This window comes from Streptomyces sp. NPDC043854, from assembly GCF_056436005.1.
In genome coordinates this window covers 71,115-88,559 of sequence record NZ_JBWKDK010000015.1, presented here as the reverse complement: position 1 = coordinate 88,559, position 17,445 = coordinate 71,115, and the positions used below count along the sequence as shown (strand labels likewise).

The following is a 17,445-nucleotide window of genomic DNA, read 5'->3' as shown; positions in this document are numbered from 1 at the left end:
TCGAGGGCATCATCGTAGGACGCGGACGGGCCCGGCGGCCGAAGGCCGCGCGCTCACTCGAACGGGTCCGCGTGCGGGTGCGGAAACGCGAGGGCCCCGCGCCCGGCGGGTGCCGGGTGCGGGGCCGTGCGGGGTCCGCGGGGACAGGAAGGTCAGAAGCGGCGGGTGATCAGGGCGCGCTTGACTTCCTGGATCGCCTTCGTGACCTCGATGCCGCGCGGGCAGGCGTCCGTGCAGTTGAACGTGGTGCGGCAGCGCCACACGCCGTCCTTGTCGTTCAGGATCTCCAGGCGCTGCTCGCCGGCCTCGTCACGCGAGTCGAAGATGAAGCGGTGCGCGTTGACGATCGCCGCCGGGCCGAAGTACTGGCCGTCGTTCCAGAACACCGGGCACGAGGACGTGCACGCGGCGCACAGGATGCACTTCGTGGTGTCGTCGAAGCGCTCGCGGTCCTCGGCGGACTGCAGGCGCTCGCGGGTCGGCTCGTTGCCCTTGGTGACCAGGAACGGCATGACGTCCCGGTACGCCTGGAAGAAGGGCTCCATGTCGACCACGAGGTCCTTCATCACGGCCAGGCCCTTGATGGGCTCGACGGTGATGGGCTTCTCCGGGTTGATGTCCTTGATCAGCGTCTTGCAGGCGAGGCGGTTCTTGCCGTTGATCCGCATCGCGTCGGAGCCGCAGATGCCGTGCGCGCAGGAGCGGCGGAAGGTCAGCGTGCCGTCCAGGTTCCACTTGATCTTGTGGAGACCGTCGAGCACGCGCTCCTTCGGGTCGATCTCGATCTGGAAGTCCTGCCACTCGGCCTGGTCGGAGACCTCGGGGTTGAAGCGGCGGATCCGGAAGGTGACCGTGATGTACGGGGAGGCGGCGGGCTCCGCCTCCTTCTTCACGAGGGTCGGGGTGGCCATCAGTACTTACGCTCCATCGGCTGGTAGCGGGTGGTGACGACGGGCTTGTAGTCGAGCCGGACGGAGTCCTTGCCGTCGGCCGCCACCTCGCGGTACGCCATGGTGTGGCGCATGAAGTTGACGTCGTCGCGGTTCGGGTAGTCCTCGCGGTAGTGGCCACCGCGGGACTCCTTGCGGGCCAGGGCGGAGACGGCCATGACCTCGGCCAGGTCGAGCAGGTTGCCCAGCTCGATGGCCTCCAGCAGGTCCGTGTTGAACCGCTTGCCCTTGTCCTGGATCGCGACGTTCTTGTAGCGCTCGCGCAGCTCCGCGATCTTCTCGACCGCGGTCTTGATGGTCTGCTCCGTGCGGAACACCGACACGTTCGCGTCCATCGTCTCCTGGAGCTCGTTGCGCAGGTCCGCGACCCGCTCCGTGCCGGTGGAGTTGCGCAGCTGCTCGACCAGGTCGACCACGAGCTGGGCCGGGTTCTCCGGCAGCTCGACGAAGTCGGCCTTGGCGGAGTATTCGGCGGCGGCGATGCCCGCGCGGCGGCCGAAGACGTTGATGTCCAGCAGCGAGTTGGTGCCCAGGCGGTTGGCGCCGTGCACCGACACGCACGCGACCTCGCCGGCCGCGTACAGGCCGGGGACGACGGTGGTGTTGTCCGCCAGGACCTCGCCCTCGACGTTGGTCGGGATGCCGCCCATGGCGTAGTGCGCGGTCGGCTGGATCGGGATCGGGTCCGTGTAGGGCTCGATGCCGAGGTAGGTGCGCGCGAACTCGGTGATGTCCGGGAGCTTGGCGTCCAGCTGCTCCGGCGGCAGGTGGGTGAGGTCCAGGTACACGTGGTCGCCCTCGGGACCGCAGCCGCGGCCCTCGCGGATCTCCGTGTAGATGGAGCGGGAGACGACGTCACGGGACGCGAGGTCCTTCATGACCGGCGCGTACTTCTCCATGAAGCGCTCGCCGTCCTTGTTGCGGAGGATGCCGCCCTCACCGCGGGCGCCCTCCGTCAGCAGGATGCCCATGCGCCAGATGCCCGTCGGGTGGAACTGGAAGAACTCCATGTCCTCCAGCGGCAGGCCGCGCCGGTAGCAGGCCGCCTGGCCGTCACCGGTGAGGGTGTGCGCGTTGGAGGTCACCTTGAAGAACTTGCCGTTGCCGCCCGAGGCGTAGACGACGGCCTTCGCCTGGAAGATGTGGATCTCGCCGGTGGCCAGCTCGTACGCGACCACACCGGCGGACTTCCTGACGCCGTCGACCTCGGTGATCAGCTGGTCCAGGACGTAGAACTCGTTGAAGAACTCCACGCCCTCCTTGACGCAGTTCTGGTACAGCGTCTGGAGGATCATGTGGCCGGTGCGGTCCGCGGCGTAGCAGGACCGGCGGACCGGGGCCTCGCCGTGGTTGCGGGAGTGGCCGCCGAAGCGGCGCTGGTCGATGGTGCCGTCCGGGGTGCGGTTGAACGGCAGGCCCATCTTCTCCAGGTCGAGGACGGCGTCGATGGCCTCCTTCGCCAGGATCTCGGCGGCGTCCTGGTCGACCAGGTAGTCACCGCCCTTGACCGTGTCGAAGGTGTGCCACTCCCAGTTGTCCTCCTCCACGTTGGCCAGCGCGGCGGCCATGCCGCCCTGCGCGGCGCCCGTGTGGGAGCGGGTGGGGTACAGCTTGGTCAGCACGGCGGTGCGGCTGCGCTTCGTCGCCTCGATGGCGGCGCGCATGCCCGCGCCGCCGGCGCCGACGATGACGGTGTCGTACTTGTGGATCTTCATGAGATGTGTCGCCTCAGCCCCGTTGCCTAGCGGATGTTCGGGTCGAAGGTGAAGATCACCAGCGTGCCCAGAAGGATGGTGAACACCGTGGCGGTGTAGAGCAGGCCCTTCAGCCACAGGCGCGTGTTCGCGCGCTCCGCGTAGTCGTTGATGACGGTACGCAGGCCGTTGGCGCCGTGCAGCATCGCCAGCCACAGCATCAGCAGGTCCCAGACCTGCCAGAACGGGGACGCCCAGCGGCCGGCCACGAAGGCGAAGCCGATCTTGGACACGCCGCCGTCCAGCACCAGCTGGATGAGGAGGTGGCCGATGACCAGGACCACGAGGACGATGCCCGACAGGCGCATGAACAGCCATGCGGCCATCTCGAAGTTGCCGCGGGTCGAGCGCGGGGTCTTGGCGGTGCGCTTGCGCGGGGCCTCGATGTACGGCGCCGGGTTGTCGACGTCGTAGAGGCTCACGCCCTCCACGTCGCCGATGGCCTGAGCGGAAGAAGTGTCAGAGGACATGCGCGTCACTTCCCGAACAGTTCGAGGTAGGCGTGGCCGAGGACGGGGTACAGGGCCCCGACCATCAGCACCAGCCAGATCGCCATGACCCACCAGAGCATCTGCTTCTGGTAGCGGGGGCCCTTGGACCAGAAGTCCACTGCGATGACACGGAGACCGTTCAGCGCGTGGAACAGGATGGCGGCGACGAGGCCGTACTCCAGCAGCGCGACGATCGGCGTCTTGTAGGTAGCCACGACATCGTCGTACGCCTCGGGGGAGACGCGAACGAGAGCGGTGTCGAGGACGTGTACGAACAGGAAGAAGAAAATGAGGACGCCGGTGACTCGATGAGCCACCCAGGACCACATTCCTTCCCGGCCGCGGTACAACGTTCCAGCCGGCACGGAAAACCCTCCGGAAGCGGGGCGGGGGCCTGCCGGCTTCGTTGTCGGTCGGGCCCGGCCGGGTACGGTCCACCGGCCCCGGACATCGTAGCGACGCTTTGTCGGTTCCTTCGCCCGGGGTCCGCCGGTGTGATCAAACAGGCACGGACGGCCTACCCCACCGGGGCGAATAGCCCCGTTTCGGCCGCACACACACCATCCGGGAAGTTGAGCCGATGTGTCAGGTCCGCGAGCCGCGCCCGGGCCAGCCGGCGCAGTTCGTCCGCCGAGATCGCCCGCTCCTCCTCCGGGTCCAGGACCATCCGGCGGCGGATCGTGCCCAGCAGCTGGGCGGCCCGCTCCTCCGGGGGGTGCCCGTCCAGGCAGACCACGAAGGCGTGCCCGAACGCGCGCTCGTACTCCGCGTGGGCCGCGTCCAGCGCCAGCAGGGCGGCGTACGGGGCCCCGTGGCCCAGCTCCGGCGGGAACTCCGCGGCGAGCGCCTCGGCCAGGTCCGCGTGGCCCAGGTCGTACGAGGCTTCGTCGGCGGCGGCCCGCAACGCGCCCGAGTCCGGGTACGGTCTGTGGGCGGCCACCCGGTGCGCCCAGCGCCGGCTGCCGCAGCACTGCATCAGGACGGCCTCGGCCGCCTCGGCGGACAGGGCGTTGAAACGCGCCAGGCCGCGGTCGCGGACGAGGGCGGAGGATCCCGCAGGCGTCTCCCCCAGACTCCGTCCGGGAGGGGCCCCCGGGGAGGTATCCCCAGGGGCCTGTGCCGGAAGATGGCTGGACAGCGGGGACTCCTCGGGGCGCGGTACGGGCGTGCCGCCACGCTAGCGACGCCGGACAGGGTGCGCAGAGCCTGTTCGGGGGTTTCACCCGGAAGTGAGCCGAAAGGATGACGTGGTGACGTCCACGAGAGGGAGGTGGAAGACGACCGGGGCCGCCACCCCCCACAGGAGAGGCCCCGGTCGCCGTCCGTACGGACTCGTGCGACAAGCCCGTACCCATGACAGCGCCGCGGGTGCGTTTTGTGTCACACCCCGGTTCGCGCACGATTGGTTGCTCCCCGTACAACGCGTGGACGAAGGTAGTTGAAAAGCCGTAACGTGCTGATTTGCGCCACACGTACAGGACAGTCAGTGAACGGGTTGGGGACTTTGCTGGGGGACGACGCGGAGCTGACCGCCGCGGTGCTCGCGGCACAGGACGGCGACGAGAACGCGTTCCGTGCTGTGTACCGCTCCGTGCACCCGCGCCTGCTGGGTTACGTACGCACGCTCGTCGGCGACGGCGACGCGGAGGACGTGACCTCCGAGGCCTGGCTGCAGATCGCCCGCGACCTCGACTCCTTCACCGGCGACGCCGACCGCTTCCGCGGCTGGGCCGCCCGGGTGGCCCGCAACCGGGCCCTGGACCACATCCGCATGCGCGGCCGCCGCCCCGCCATCGGCGGCGACGAGACCGAGCTGACGGGCCGGGCCGCCGACAGCGACACCGCGGGCGAGGCCATGGAGGCCCTCTCCACCGGCCGGACCATGGCCCTGATCGCCCGGCTCCCGCAGGACCAGGCCGAGGCGGTCGTCCTGCGCGTCGTGGTCGGACTCGACGCCAAGAGCGCGGCCGAGACCCTGGGCAAGCGGCCGGGAGCGGTACGCACCGCGGCCCACCGGGGCCTGAAGAAACTGGCGGAGCTGCTCTGCGCCGAGGGCGTCGTCGGACCGGAAGCGGAGCCTGGGGCGGACCGGTCGCCGGCCGTCGGCCATAATGCCGGTGGCCGGATCCGGGAGGGCGGGGGTCAGCGCGACCTCGACGCCGTTCCCGCGCAGCGCGGCCGGGGCGGTGGCCTCGTAGAGCAAACCGGTGTGACGCATTCACGTTGGCGGACGCAGAAGGACATGTGATGGCCGACGAGCGCAACAGGTGGCTGGACCGGGCGGCGGCGGAGCGCGTGCTGCGCGGCGCGGCGGCCGCACCGGACGCCGATCGCCGCGCCGGGGACGCCGACGCCGATCGCCATGCCCAGGACGCCGAAGAACGGCTGCGGGCCGCCCTCGACATGCTGGTGCCGCCGCAGGCCCCCGCCGGGACCGAACTGCCCGGCGAGGGCGCCGCGCTGGCCGCCTTCCGCGCCGCCCGCGGAGGGGCCGCCGAGGCCCGGGCCGCCGCGGGGTACGCCGCCGAGGCCGGGTCCGCTGCCGAGGCCGGGTACGCCGCCGAGGCCGGGCCCCTGGTGGACCTCGGCCCCGTGATGGCCCTGCCCGCGCCCGACCACGCCGGGTCCCGGCGCGGCCGCCCCGTGCGGTTCGCGCTCGCCGCGGCGCTGGCCGGCGTCGCCGTCGGCGGTCTCGCCGCGGCCGCGGGAGCCGGCCTGCTGGACCGCGCCACCCACACCTCCGCCGGACCCGCGCCGGCCGCGACGCTCAGCGCCGCGGAGAGCCCGGCCCCGTCCGGCGGCGCCGGCCCGACGTCCGTACCGCAGCTGCGCCCCGACCCGTTCCGCAGCGCCGGCGGCGGGACCACCGACCCCGGCACCCCGGACGGCTCCGCGGCCGGCGCGGGCCCGGCCGACGGCAGCGGCACCGGAGCGGACTCCCGCTTCCGCCCCGGCACGGACGCCTCGTCCGGCGCGGCCTCCGCGGGCGGCACCGGCGGTGTCGGCAAGGAGACCCTCGGCGGCGCGACCGAGCTGCGCGAACCGGACCGGGAGGTCCGCCGCAAGGCGGTCGACCTGTGCGAGGCCTACCGCTCGGGCAACATGAACGCCGACCGCCGTGACAAGCTCTCCAAGCTGGCCCAGGGGCTCTCGCGGATCCCGCACTACTGCGAGGCCGTGCTCGACGGCCCCAGCGGGTCCACCGCCGGCACCGCGCCCCGCAGCAGTGGCGACGGCCGCGAGGTCCTCAAGGCCCCGACGCCCGGCCGGGCGGCGCCGATGACCCAGCCGACCCCGGTGGTCGGGACCGCCTCCCCGGGCATGCGCGCACCGCGCTGACCGTCGGGCTCCAACCCACCCCGAAGGCCCCGCGACGAAGCTCCGCGCGGGGCCTTCGCGCTGTCCTCGGCGGGTGTCGCGAACCCGCTGTAACACTTTTCGAACCCGTGGCGCAGTACATAACGAGCCGACTGGTCATCGGCGGCGCATGAGCCGGGGTTCCCCCCGTACCCCTGGGCTCTGCGCACCCGGCGCGGGCGGGGTTCGTTCCCCCGGCCCTGCCCGCGCCCCCCTCTTCCTCCCGCCCTCCGGCCCTCGCGCCGTTCGAGCACACGGCGGCGACCCGCACGGCAAAGGCGGCCCGCACGGCGAAGAGCAAAGGAAAACGGCCCGAGTCCGGCCCCCCCCGGGTCCGGACTCGGGCCGTTCAGGCCCGGCGGCTCACCAGTAGACGACGACCTTGTCGCCGACCTTCACCTGGTCGAACAGCGCAGCGATCTTGCCCTTGTCGCGGACGTTCACACACCCGTGCGAGGCGCCGTTGTAGCCGCGCGCCGCGAAGTCCGCCGAGTAGTGCACCGCCTGGCCGCCGCTGAAGAACATCGCGTACGGCATCGGCGTGTGGTAGATCGTCGACGTCCAGTCCTTGGCCTTCCAGCCGACGCTGAACTCGCCCTCGCGGGTCGGGGTGTTCTCGGAGCCGAAGCGCACGTCCATGGTGGAGACGACCTTGCCGTCGATCATCCAGGCCAGGGTGCGGCTCTCCTTGCTGATGCACATGACGCGGCCCTGCATGCAGCGCGGGTCGGGCGCGTCGGCCTCGTTGACCTCCGGCGGGCGCAGCTCGTCGGCCGTCGGCTTCTTGCTGGCGCCCTGCAGCTTCTTCCAGGTCGCGGCGTCGACCGAGCCGGTGGCGGGCAGGCCGTACTTCGACTGGAAGGCCTTGACCGCGGTGGTCGTCTTCGTCCCGTAGAAGCCGGTCGGCTTCACCGACATGAACTTGAGCTGCTTCAGGCGGGCCTGGAGCTCGCGCACCTGGTCGCTGTCGTCGCCGTTCGCCATGATCGGCTTGACCGTCGGGGAGGCCGAGGCCGAGGCCGACGGGGAGGCGGACTGCGACGGCGACGCGGAGGGCGAGGCCTGCTTGCCGTCGGACGAGGGCGAGGCCTCGGGGGAGGTGGCCGCCGCGGAGGCCGAGGCGACCGGGGACGCGGAGCCGGCGGGCTCCGACTTGGGCCCGCACGCGGTCGCGGCGAGCGCGACGGCGGCGGCTGCCCCGAGTGTGCGGACTATGGCTCTCTGGCGGTGCATCTGCTGTCCCCCCGGATGTCTGGGTCTTCTGTCTAGGTGATGCCTGGCGGGCGTGGGAAGTTGCACAGGGTGCGGGGATGTTGCGCCATTGTGACCAGCAGCCGTCAGGGAGACGGCCTTCAGCCGTCGCGGGGAAGGTTGTATCAGCCCCGGGTCCCTTTGCTCTACGGAGGGCTTGGTCACATGTCGAACACCGAGAGCGGCATCCCGATCGAACCGGTCTACGGGCCGGACGTTCTGACGGGGTGGGACCCGCACACCAAACTGGGCGAACCAGGGGCGTATCCGTACACACGGGGGATCTACCCCACGATGTACACCGGCAAGCCGTGGACCATGCGCCAGTACGCGGGCTTCGGGACGGCCGCCGAATCCAACGCCCGCTACCGGCAGCTCATCGCCGGCGGCGGCACCGGCCTGTCCGTCGCGTTCGACCTGCCGACCCAGATGGGCCACGACTCCGACGCGCCCCTCGCACACGGCGAGGTCGGCAAGGTCGGCGTCGCCATCGACTCGGTCGAGGACATGCGGGTGCTGTTCGACGGGATTCCGCTCGACCGGGTGTCCACCTCGATGACCATCAACGCCCCGGCCGCCCTGTTGCTGCTGATGTATCAGCTGGTCGCCGAGGAGCAGGGGATCGCGGGCGGGCAGCTGACCGGGACCGTGCAGAACGACGTGCTGAAGGAGTACATCGCCCGCGGGACGTACATCTTCCCGCCCGGCCCCTCGCTGCGGCTGACCGCCGACACCTTCCGGTACTGCCGGGCCGAGATCCCCCGCTGGAACACCATCTCCATCTCGGGCTACCACATGGCCGAGGCCGGGGCCTCACCCGCACAGGAGGTCGCCTTCACGCTGGCCGACGGGATCGCGTACGTCCGCACCGCCCTGCACGCCGGGATGGCCGTCGACGAGTTCGCCCCCCGCCTGTCGTTCTTCTTCGTGGCCCGCACCACCCTGCTGGAGGAGGTCGCGAAGTTCCGGGCCGCCCGGCGGATCTGGGCCCGCGTCATGCGCGAGGAATTCGGCGCAAAGGACCCCAAGTCGCTGATGCTGCGCTTCCACACCCAAACCGCCGGAGTCCAGCTGACGGCGCAGCAGCCCGAGCTGAACCTCGTACGGGTGGCGGTGCAGGCCCTGGCGGCCGTGCTCGGCGGCACCCAGTCGCTGCACACGAACTCCTTCGACGAGGCCATCGCCCTGCCGACGGAGAAGGCGGCCCGGCTGGCCCTGCGCACCCAGCAGGTGCTGGCCCACGAGACGGACGTCCCGCACACCGTCGACCCGTTCGCCGGCAGCTACGCGGTGGAGCGGATGACCGACGAGGTGGAGGCGGCGGCGCTCGACCTGATGCGCCGCGTCGAGGACCTCGGCGGGGCGGTGGCCGCGATCGAGGCCGGCTTCCAGAAGGCGGAGATCGAGCGCAACGCGTACCGCATCGCGCAGGAGACCGACAGCGGCGACCGGGTGGTCGTGGGGGTGAACCGGTTCGCGCTGGCCGAGGAGGAGCCGTACGAGCCGCTGCGCGTCGACCCGGCCATCGAGGTCCGCCAGCGCGAGGCGCTGGCCGCGCTGCGCGCCGAGCGGGACGGTGCGGCGGTGGCGGCGGCGCTGGCCGCCCTGCGCGAGGCGGCGCAGGGCACGGCGAACGTCCTCTACCCGATGAAGGAGGCCCTGCGCGCCCGGGCCACGGTGGGCGAGGTCTGCAACACCCTCCGCGAGGTGTGGGGCGCCTACGAGCCGGCCGGATCCCGCTGGTGACCGCATGCTGGAACGCCGGTGCGACAGGAGCAACCCCATGAGACACTCCTGCCCATGCTGGGTGTCACCGATCTGACGACCTACCTCCTCGGGCTCGCCCTGATCATCCTGCTGCCGGGGCCGAACTCCCTGTACGTGCTGTCCGTCGCCGCGCGGCGCGGGGTGCGTACGGGCTACAAGGCCGCCGCCGGGGTGTTCACGGGCGACGCCGTGCTCATGGCGCTCGCCGCCACCGGGGCCGGGGCCCTGCTCCAGACCAGCCCGGTGCTCTTCGGCATCGTCAAGCTGCTCGGCGCCGGCTACCTGACCTGGCTCGCCGTCGGGATGCTGCGCGGCGCCTGGTCGCTGTGGCGGTCGCGGACCGGGCCGCAGGAGGTGCAGGAGGCCGCCGCCCCCGCCGCGGAGGCGGATGCGGGAGAGGCCGAGCGGCCGTACCGCCGGGCACTGCTGATCAGCCTGTTCAACCCGAAGGCGATCCTGTTCCTGGTCTCCTTCTTCGTGCAGTTCGTCGACCCGGCCTACGCCTACCCGGCGCTCTCCTTCCTGCTGCTGGGCACCCTGCTCCAGCTCGGCAGCTTCCTGTACCTGACGCTGCTGATATTCGGCGGCACCCGGCTGTCCGCGGCCTTCCGCCGGCGCAGGCGGCTGTCGGCCGGGGCCACCTCGGCCGCCGGGGTGCTCTTCCTCGGCTTCGCCGCCAAGCTAGCCGCCGGCTGATGGGCCGCGGGGCCGCCGGTCCCCGTACGCCGGTCAGGAGCGCGCCGCGCGCAGGCGGCGCAGCCGGCGGACCATGCGGCGCACCGCCGGGTTCTGCGGCAGGAACGCCAGGCCGGCCGGGATGCCGCCGGGCAGTCCGAGGGCGGTCAGGCGGCGGCGCGTGACGTATCCGCGGGTGCGCCGGTCCGGGTGCGCGGCCAGGTGGCGCTCGGCGTCGGCGCGGCGCTCGGCCAGGATCTGCGGCTGCATGGCGTAGCCGACCGCGGTGACCAGCCCGGCCAGCCGGGCGCGGACCTGTTCCGGGCCGGGGGCGGCCCAGCCGGTGACGGCGGCCGCGTCCGCGAGGTCGGGCAGCAGCGCGTCCACCACCGTCAGCGGGATCCGGTTGCTGTTCTGGTACGGGGTCAGGCGGGCCAGCACGGCCTCGGTGCCGGTCCGTGCGACGGGCAGCCCGTACAGCGTGGCGGCGGTCAGCAGTCCGGTGGAGAAGCAGCCGACGACCAGGGCCGGGCGCAGCCGCTGGTACAGGCACTCGGCCAGGACCGGGGCGGCGGCGACGGTGAGCCGGGCGCCGAGCCGCTCGGCCTCGGCGGCGGCGCGCCGGGAGTACTCGGCGGGGGCACTGGGATGGGGCTTGAACACCAGCTCGCGGTGGCCGAGGGCGTGCGCCCCGCGGACCATGCCCACGTGCAGGTCCTCCTCCTCCCGCGGGGAGAGCAGGTCGAGCGCGGAGAGGTACTGGCCCAGCAGCAGCGCCGGGCCCTCCCCGACCCCGGCCAGCTCGGGCGCCTCCGCCGGGAGCCCGTCGAGGACCTTCAGCAGGGCCTCGGTCGGCAGCAGCTCCGCGGGCACCCCGAACTCGGTGAGCAGCAGCGGCTCCAGACCGGGCACCAGGTCGGGGTGGAGCACCCGGCGCGCGCGGGTGCCGAGCTGTGCGTCGAGGCGGAAGCGGGTGGGGCCGTAGCTCATCAGGCCGTCGGCGTACACGTCGACGGCGGCGCCGGGGAAGAGCAGGCACAGCGCGCGGGCGGGCGGCACCTGGAGGGACTCCACGACCAGCTCGACGCGGTCCTCGCCGAGCCCCCAGAGCATGCGCAGCTGCCGCTCCCACAGGGGTACGTCTTCGGGGCGCGGGGTCCAGGAGCTGGGGTGCAGCGGGGCGATGACCGCGTTCCAGTCGATCACCTCGTCGAAGCGGGTGCGCAGCTCGGCGAAGCCGGGCATGCCGGCCAGGCCGGGGGACACCTCGGCGGCGAGGGCGTGGTTGCTGGTCAGCAGGATGCGTCGGTGGGCGGGCGGGAAGCAGCCCGCGTCGATGCCGGCGGCGAGGGTGGCCGTGCCGTAGAGGGTGGAGGCGAGGAAGACCTGGGTGCAGGGGAGGGAGCCGGTGCGGGGGAGGGGCCCGGGGACGAGCCCGGGTGCGTGTCCGGGAGCGGGCATCAGACGACCCCCTTGCCGCTGCGCAGGCGGCGCAGGCGGCGCAGCAGGGTGCTGCGCTCCGGGTCCATCGCGTCCAGGGCCTGGTCCAGCAGCTCAGGCGGCATGCGCTGGAGGGCGCCCGCGCTCATGAGTCGGAGTTTTTCGGCCACGGGTGGTTCGAACCTTTCGATGGACCCGGCATGGTGCGCGATAATTGCACAATATGTTCGGACGGCTTTCGGGAGCAGCAGTTCGGCATCGGGATCGGCCGCGGTGTCGTCCAACACCTGATCGAATGCGCGGATGAAATCGAGCTGGCGCTCGTCCTTGATCTGCGTCAACGATGTGGAAATGCCGCGCCGGTAGAAGATCCCGGGCAGTCCGACCGCCGCGAAGGACCGCGCCCGCCGGTGCAGCCGCCAGATCCACGGCCGGTCCTCCGCCGTGCGCAGCCCGTCGGTGAAGTGCAGCAGCCCCTGGTCCAGCAGCCGCCGGTGGTACATGCCGGCCCAGGCGTACGGATAGTCCACGCAGGTCGACCGGGTGGCCGGCAGGATCCCGGCGCGCGGATCGGCGGGCACGAGCTGGGGCCCGTACGGCACATGCCGGACCGCGCGCGTCCGGCCGGTCACCGTGACATGGTCGGTGCGGACGAAGTCGCAGTTCAGAGCCTCTATGACGGCCAGGGTGCGGGCCAGGTGGCCGGGCGCCAGCCAGTCGTCGCCGTCCAGGAAGGCGATGTACTCGCCGCGGGCCGCGTCCAGGCCGGTGTTGCGGGCGGTGGCCAGGCCGCCGTTCCGGTCGCGTACGAGGTGCACCGCCCCCGGCAGCTCGCGCGCCGCCCGCTCCAGGAGCGCGGGCGTCCCGTCGGTCGAGCAGTCGTCGACCAGCAGGAACTCGAAATCGTCGCGCGCATTGAGTGCGAGGCCTTTCAGGGCGTCCGGTGCGTATGTCTGCACGTTGTAGAACGGCACGACAACAGAGAGCTTGGGCACCTGTGAGACATTAAGTCGCCGCGTGGCATTCACCGTGACCCGCGTGCGTATTCCGCGTGAACGGCGCGGGGCGGGCGCGTTAACCGGGACGGATTCGTATTTCGTCGACGGCCTGTTAACCCGTTGTTGTGCAGTCGTTGGGCCTATCTGCGGAATCCCCGAATAACTTCTGCCGGGTGCCAGTCAGCAATCGCGCAGACACCATCGCATCCCACGCATCCCATGCGTCCCGCACGCCTCGCACGCCGCGCACCGGACTTTCGGTCGCCGTCCTGGCGGATTCCGATACGCGCTGGAAATGGGGTGCGCTCACCGCCCGCCGCCTCGTACCCGACCACGGCGAACTCACCGGGTACCTGCTGCGCGGCCGGGCCACCCCGACCGCGCGCCAGCTCGGCGAGGCCGGGGTCCGGGCCGACCGGCTCGCCGAGGTGACCTGCCCCGAGTTCCTGGCCGCCCTGGAGCACGACCGCCCGGACGTGGTGGTCCTCGCCCTCGTCGGCGGCGCCGTCCAGGCCGTCCTGCACGGGGTCCGCGCGCTGTGGCCCGAGCCGGCCGCCCGCCCTGTCCTCGTCACCGGCTACGTGGGCGTCGTCTACGAGAAGCTCGCCGACGGACTGCTGCTGCGGCACGGCGCCGACCTCGTCCTCGCCAACTCCCGGCACGACGCCGAACGCTTCCGCGCGGTGTACGAGGGCGTCGGCACGGCCGCGGACTCCGTCACGGAGACCGCCCTCCCCTTCCTCGCCGACGCGGGGCCCGGCGGCTCCCACCGGTCGGCGGGTGCGGCACCGGGCCGCGCCCTGCGGGTCGTCTTCGCGGTCCAGCCGTCCGTCCCCGAGAGCCGCAAGGACCGCGCGTACCTGCTCGGACGGGCCGCCGGCCACGCCCGGCTGCACCCGGACCGCGAGGTGCTCGTCAAGCTGCGCAGCCGGCCCGGGGAGCACACCACCCACCTGGAAGAGCAGCCGTACCAGCGGCTCGCCGAACGGATCCCCGGCGGGCTGCCGCCGAACTGCCGGCTGGCCTACGGGAACATGGGCGAGGTCCTGGACGGCACCGACCTGCTGGTCACCGTCTCGTCCACGGCCGCGCTGGAGTCCCTGCACCGGGGCATCCCGACCGCGGTCCTCACCGACCTCGGCATCCGCGAGGCGCTGGGCAACCACCACTTCCTCGGCTCGGGCTGCCTCGCCTCCTGGGACCAGCTCGACTCCGGACTGCTCCCGCACCCCGACCCGTCCTGGCTGGCCGCACACGGCGTGCCGGGCATCCCCGAGGCCGCCCCCGACGCCCCGGACCCCGGCGGGCCGGGGTCCGGAGCCCCGCCCGCCCGAGACCCGTACGCCGCTGCCCGGGCCCGGGTTGCCGAGCTGGTCGCGCGGCCCTGGCTGCCGCCGGTCGACCCCTACTACACCCGGACCACCGCCCCCGGATACCTCCCGGGGATCCTCGCCCGCCAGCACCTCGCCCCCGACGGGACCCCGCTGCCCGGCACCCTCCGCGACCCGGCCGGCGAGTCCCGGCTGCGGCGCCTGCTGCGGCGGCAGCTGCGGGAGGCCGCCCGCGGGGCCTACCGGCACGGGGTACAGCGCGTGGCCCCGGTGATCCGCCAGCTGGGGGAGCTGTGAGCACCCGAGCACCCGCACCCGCATCCGGATCCGCACCCGCATCCGGATCCCCACCCGCACCCGCCGACCCGCCCGCACCGCGTACGGCGCGGGACCCCGGCCGGGGCGGCCCCGGCAAGCGGGTGCTCGCGGTGATCCCGGCCCGCGGCGGCTCCAAGGGGGTCCCCGGGAAGAACCTCGCCGCGGTGGGCGGCGTACCGCTCGTGGCCCGGGCCGTGGCCGCCTGCCGGGGCGCGGCGACCGTCACCGACGTGCTGGTCTCCACCGACTCCGAGGCCATCGCCGAGGCCGCCCGCGCCGCCGGGGCCCACCCGCTGCGCCGGCCCGCGGCCCTCTCCGGGGACACCGCGACCAGCGAGGCCGCCGTACTGCACGCCCTCGAATCCTTCGAGGAGCTGCACTCCCTGGTGGTGGACGTGGTCCTCCTCGTCCAGTGCACGAGTCCGTTCATCACCTCCTCGGACGTCGAGTCGGTCGCCGCCGCCGTTGCCTCCGGCGCGGCCGACACCGCCCTCACCGTCGCCCCCTTCCACGGCTTCCTGTGGCGGGAGACGCCCCCGCCGCCCCCCGGACCCGGCGGCGACGGCACCGCCGGCCCCGGCGCGACGGGCGTCAACCACGACAGGTCCGTACGCCCCCGCCGCCAGGACCGGCCGCAGGACCTGCTGGAGACGGGCGCCGCCTACGCCATGGACGCGGCCGGCTTCCGCCGGGTCCGGCACCGGTTCTTCGGCCGCACCCTCCCCGTCACCACGGACCCCGCCCGGGTCCTGGAGATCGACGACCCGCACGACCTGGCCCGCGCCCGCCTCCTCGCCCCGCTCCTCGACCCCGCCCCCGTTCCCTCCGCTCCCTCCTTCCCGCAGGCCCCACTGCACCCCGCACCGAACGAAGGATCCCTTCTGCCATGACCGTCGCCACCACCCCGCACCCCCGCCTGCGGACCCTCGGCTCGCGCACCGCCGGCCCCGGCCGCCCCGTCTACGTCGTCGGCGAGATCGGCATCAACCACAACGGCGACCTCGGCACCGCCCTCGCCCTGGTCGACGCCGCGGCCGAGGCCGGCTGCGACGCCGTCAAGTTCCAGAAGCGCACCCCGGACATCTGCACCCCGCGCGACCAGTGGGCCGTCGAGCGCGACACCCCCTGGGGCCGGATGACGTACATCGACTACCGCCACCGCGTCGAGTTCGGCGAGGCCGAGTACCACGCCATCGACGAGCACTGCAAGGAGCGCGGCATCGACTGGTTCGCCTCCCCGTGGGACACCGAGTCGGTCGCCTTCCTGGAGAAGTTCGACGTCCCCGCCCACAAGGTGGCCTCCGCCTGCCTCACCGACGACGAACTGCTGCGCGCCCTGCGCGCGACCGGCCGCACCGTCGTCCTGTCGACCGGCATGTCCACGCCCCGGCAGATCCGCCACGCGGTGGAGGTGCTCGGCAGCGACAACATCCTGCTCTGCCACGCCACGTCCACGTACCCGGCCCGCCCGGAGGAGCTCAACCTGCGGGTGATCAACACCCTGCGCGACGAGTACCCCAACGTCCCGATCGGCTACTCCGGCCACGAGACGGGCCTTCAGACCACCCTCGCGGCCGTCGCCCTCGGCGCCTGCTTCGTCGAGCGGCACATCACCCTCGACCGCGCGATGTGGGGCTCCGACCAGGCCGCCTCCGTCGAGCCCGGCGGCCTGACCCGACTGGTCCGCGACATCCGCACCATCGAGACCGCGCTCGGCGACGGCGTCAAGCGGGTCTACGACTCCGAGCTCGCCCCCATGCGCAAGCTCCGCCGCGTCCAGGGCGAACCGGTCGCGGTCTGACCCGGGTGCCCGGTGTGCGTACGAAGCCCCGCCCCTGCCCCAGCCCGTCCCTGACGAGGAGTGCACGGTGACCCCCTCCGCCACCACCCTGGCTTTCGTCGAGAGCCCCGTCCAGCTCCTCAACGTGCTGGAGTGGGCGTACGCGTACGGCACCCACCCGCCCGGCGGCGCCCCGCTGCTGGACGGCGTCCCGAGCCAGCCCGCCCGGACCGCGGGCCGGACCGGGTCCCGGCCCGGCGGCGCGGCGGGCGGGCTGCGGATCATCGTCCTGCCGCCGACCGACCCGATGTCCCGCGGCCAGCTCCGCCGCATGGCGGCGCTCGCCCGGGACGAGGGGTACGAGGTCCGGTGGCAGGAGGCCCGCGGCAGCCGGCTCGCCCCGGCCAAGGCGCTCGCCGCGCTGGCCCGCGACGTGCGGGCCGCCGCGCGGATCGTCGTCGGCGACCCGTTCTCCCGGTACGTGCAGCTGCTGCTGACCCTGGTGCGCGCCGAGGAGCTCGTGGTCGTCGACGACGGCACCGCCACCATGGAGTTCGCCGCCCAGACCGCCCGCGGCGAACGCCTCGTCCGCTGGCACCGCATCGGACGCGGCGGAGCGGCCGGCCGGCTGCGCGAGCTCGCGTTCGCGCCGGTCTCCTCGGCCGCCCGGCGCCGCTTCTCCCCGGCACCCGGCACGGGCCGCCGCGTCGAGGTGTTCACCTCGATGCCCGTCACCGTGCACGGCGCGATGACCCTGCGCGTCAACGACTTCGCCTGGACCCGCGCCCGGTTCGGCCCGCCCCGGCTGACCCGCGGCACCGACCTGGTCGGCACCTCGCTCGTGGAGACCGGGGTGGTGGACGCGGCCGGCTACCTGGCCGCCGTACGCGCCCTGACGGTGCGCCACGGCGCGACCCGCTACTTCGCGCACCGCCGCGAGTCCGCGGAGAAGCTGCGCATGCTGAGCGAGGAAACCGGGCTGGAGATCGTCCGCCCGGACCTGCCGCTGGAGCTGACGGCGCGCCGCGGCCCGATCGGCCGAACCGTCGTCAGCTTCCCGTCCACGGTCGTCCATACGCTGCCGTACGCGCTGACCGGCACGGGGGTGACCGTTGCCGTATGCGATGTCGACCCGGCCCTGCTGACCGGCTCCGCGTCGCCGCGGGCGCAGAGTTTCCTCGCCGCCGTCACCGAGACCGCCCGTGATGTGCGCAGAATCCAGGCCCGTACGGTCCCGGCGGTCGGATGAGCGCGCGAGTGTACCCCCGGCTGCATGCGGTCATGCGTCCAGAGGTCTGGTTTTTTTCCCCTGACGGCATGAACTTTTCCTGAT

The 17,445-nt window shown here is 72.9% G+C and carries 15 protein-coding genes and 1 pseudogene; 8 read left to right on the top strand and 8 right to left on the bottom strand.

The annotated features are described in order from the left end of the window. Positions 1 to 152: 152 nt before the first annotated feature. The 5 genes from AC068A_RS16035 to AC068A_RS16015 form a co-directional block, all read right to left on the bottom strand. Entirely contained in the window at positions 153 to 911 is a 759-nt protein-coding gene (locus AC068A_RS16035) for a succinate dehydrogenase iron-sulfur subunit (RefSeq protein WP_478585277.1), read from the bottom strand. Continuing rightward, complete coding sequence (gene sdhA, locus AC068A_RS16030) at positions 911 to 2,665, bottom strand: succinate dehydrogenase flavoprotein subunit (protein ID WP_360625055.1); 1,755 nt, start codon at positions 2,663 to 2,665, stop codon at positions 911 to 913. The genes AC068A_RS16035 and sdhA overlap by 1 nt, the downstream gene beginning before the upstream one ends. 26 nt (positions 2,666 to 2,691) lie before the next feature. Further along, positions 2,692 to 3,174 carry a succinate dehydrogenase hydrophobic membrane anchor subunit gene (locus AC068A_RS16025; RefSeq protein WP_478585274.1) on the bottom strand — a complete coding sequence of 161 codons (483 nt, stop codon included), beginning with the start codon at positions 3,172 to 3,174 and terminating at the stop codon, positions 2,692 to 2,694. A gap of 5 nt (positions 3,175 to 3,179) precedes the next feature. Continuing rightward, positions 3,180 to 3,560: a succinate dehydrogenase, cytochrome b556 subunit gene (sdhC, locus tag AC068A_RS16020; RefSeq protein ID WP_478585272.1), complete on the bottom strand. Its 381-nt coding sequence runs from the start codon at positions 3,558 to 3,560 to the stop codon at positions 3,180 to 3,182. Positions 3,561 to 3,712: 152 nt separating this feature from the next. Further along, positions 3,713 to 4,219 carry a 2-oxo-4-hydroxy-4-carboxy-5-ureidoimidazoline decarboxylase gene (locus AC068A_RS16015; protein WP_478585392.1) on the bottom strand — a complete coding sequence of 169 codons (507 nt, stop codon included), beginning with the start codon at positions 4,217 to 4,219 and terminating at the stop codon, positions 3,713 to 3,715. Between the two features lie 480 nt (positions 4,220 to 4,699). Here AC068A_RS16015 and AC068A_RS16010 point away from each other — a divergent pair, with 480 nt between their 5' ends. Together AC068A_RS16010 and AC068A_RS16005 are read left to right on the top strand one after the other, a co-directional pair. Further along, the gene (locus tag AC068A_RS16010) at positions 4,700 to 5,443 is read left to right on the top strand and encodes an RNA polymerase sigma factor (protein ID WP_478585390.1); all 744 of its coding nucleotides are present in this window, start codon (positions 4,700 to 4,702) and stop codon (positions 5,441 to 5,443) included. After that, the gene (locus tag AC068A_RS16005) at positions 5,443 to 6,534 is read left to right on the top strand and encodes a hypothetical protein (RefSeq protein WP_478585270.1); all 1,092 of its coding nucleotides are present in this window, start codon (positions 5,443 to 5,445) and stop codon (positions 6,532 to 6,534) included. The genes AC068A_RS16010 and AC068A_RS16005 overlap by 1 nt, the downstream gene beginning before the upstream one ends. A 381-nt stretch (positions 6,535 to 6,915) precedes the next feature. Here AC068A_RS16005 and AC068A_RS16000 read toward each other — a convergent pair whose 3' ends face one another. Continuing rightward, the gene (locus AC068A_RS16000) at positions 6,916 to 7,785 is read right to left on the bottom strand and encodes a L,D-transpeptidase family protein (protein WP_478585269.1); all 870 of its coding nucleotides are present in this window, start codon (positions 7,783 to 7,785) and stop codon (positions 6,916 to 6,918) included. A gap of 183 nt (positions 7,786 to 7,968) precedes the next feature. On the opposite strand from AC068A_RS16000, the gene AC068A_RS15995 reads away from it, so the two are divergent. Together AC068A_RS15995 and leuE are read left to right on the top strand one after the other, a co-directional pair. After that, complete coding sequence (locus tag AC068A_RS15995; protein WP_478585267.1) at positions 7,969 to 9,549, top strand: acyl-CoA mutase large subunit family protein; 1,581 nt, start codon at positions 7,969 to 7,971, stop codon at positions 9,547 to 9,549. 54 nt (positions 9,550 to 9,603) lie between these two features. After that, positions 9,604 to 10,266, top strand: a complete 663-nt coding sequence (gene leuE / locus AC068A_RS15990; RefSeq protein ID WP_478585265.1) for a leucine efflux protein LeuE — start codon at positions 9,604 to 9,606, stop codon at positions 10,264 to 10,266. A gap of 33 nt (positions 10,267 to 10,299) precedes the next feature. Here the strand turns inward: leuE and AC068A_RS15985 are convergent, their stop codons facing one another. Together AC068A_RS15985 and AC068A_RS15980 are read right to left on the bottom strand one after the other, a co-directional pair. Then, on the bottom strand, positions 10,300 to 11,706 hold the full coding sequence (locus AC068A_RS15985; protein ID WP_478585263.1) for a polysialyltransferase family glycosyltransferase: 1,407 nt from the start codon (positions 11,704 to 11,706) through the stop codon (positions 10,300 to 10,302). Beyond that, complete coding sequence (locus AC068A_RS15980; protein WP_478585261.1) at positions 11,706 to 12,680, bottom strand: glycosyltransferase family 2 protein; 975 nt, start codon at positions 12,678 to 12,680, stop codon at positions 11,706 to 11,708. Before AC068A_RS15980 ends, AC068A_RS15985 begins: the two co-directional genes overlap by 1 nt. Before the next feature lie 176 nt (positions 12,681 to 12,856). Between AC068A_RS15980 and AC068A_RS15975 the strand changes: the two genes are divergently transcribed. The 4 genes and pseudogenes from AC068A_RS15975 to AC068A_RS15960 all read left to right on the top strand — a co-directional run bounded on the left by AC068A_RS15975 (position 12,857) and on the right by AC068A_RS15960 (position 17,361). Next, positions 12,857 to 14,311 (top strand): DUF6716 putative glycosyltransferase, encoded by a 1,455-nt coding sequence (locus AC068A_RS15975; RefSeq protein ID WP_478585259.1) that lies wholly within the window; start codon positions 12,857 to 12,859, stop codon positions 14,309 to 14,311. A gap of 122 nt (positions 14,312 to 14,433) precedes the next feature. Continuing rightward, a pseudogene (locus AC068A_RS15970) lies at positions 14,434 to 15,162 on the top strand (acylneuraminate cytidylyltransferase family protein); the annotation flags it as partial. A gap of 56 nt (positions 15,163 to 15,218) precedes the next feature. Beyond that, a complete protein-coding gene (locus AC068A_RS15965) occupies positions 15,219 to 16,133 on the top strand; it encodes an N-acetylneuraminate synthase family protein (RefSeq protein ID WP_478585257.1) in 915 nt (304 codons plus the stop codon). Positions 16,134 to 16,200: 67 nt separating this feature from the next. Then, on the top strand, positions 16,201 to 17,361 hold the full coding sequence (locus AC068A_RS15960) for a hypothetical protein (RefSeq protein ID WP_478585255.1): 1,161 nt from the start codon (positions 16,201 to 16,203) through the stop codon (positions 17,359 to 17,361). Positions 17,362 to 17,445: the final 84 nt, after the last annotated feature.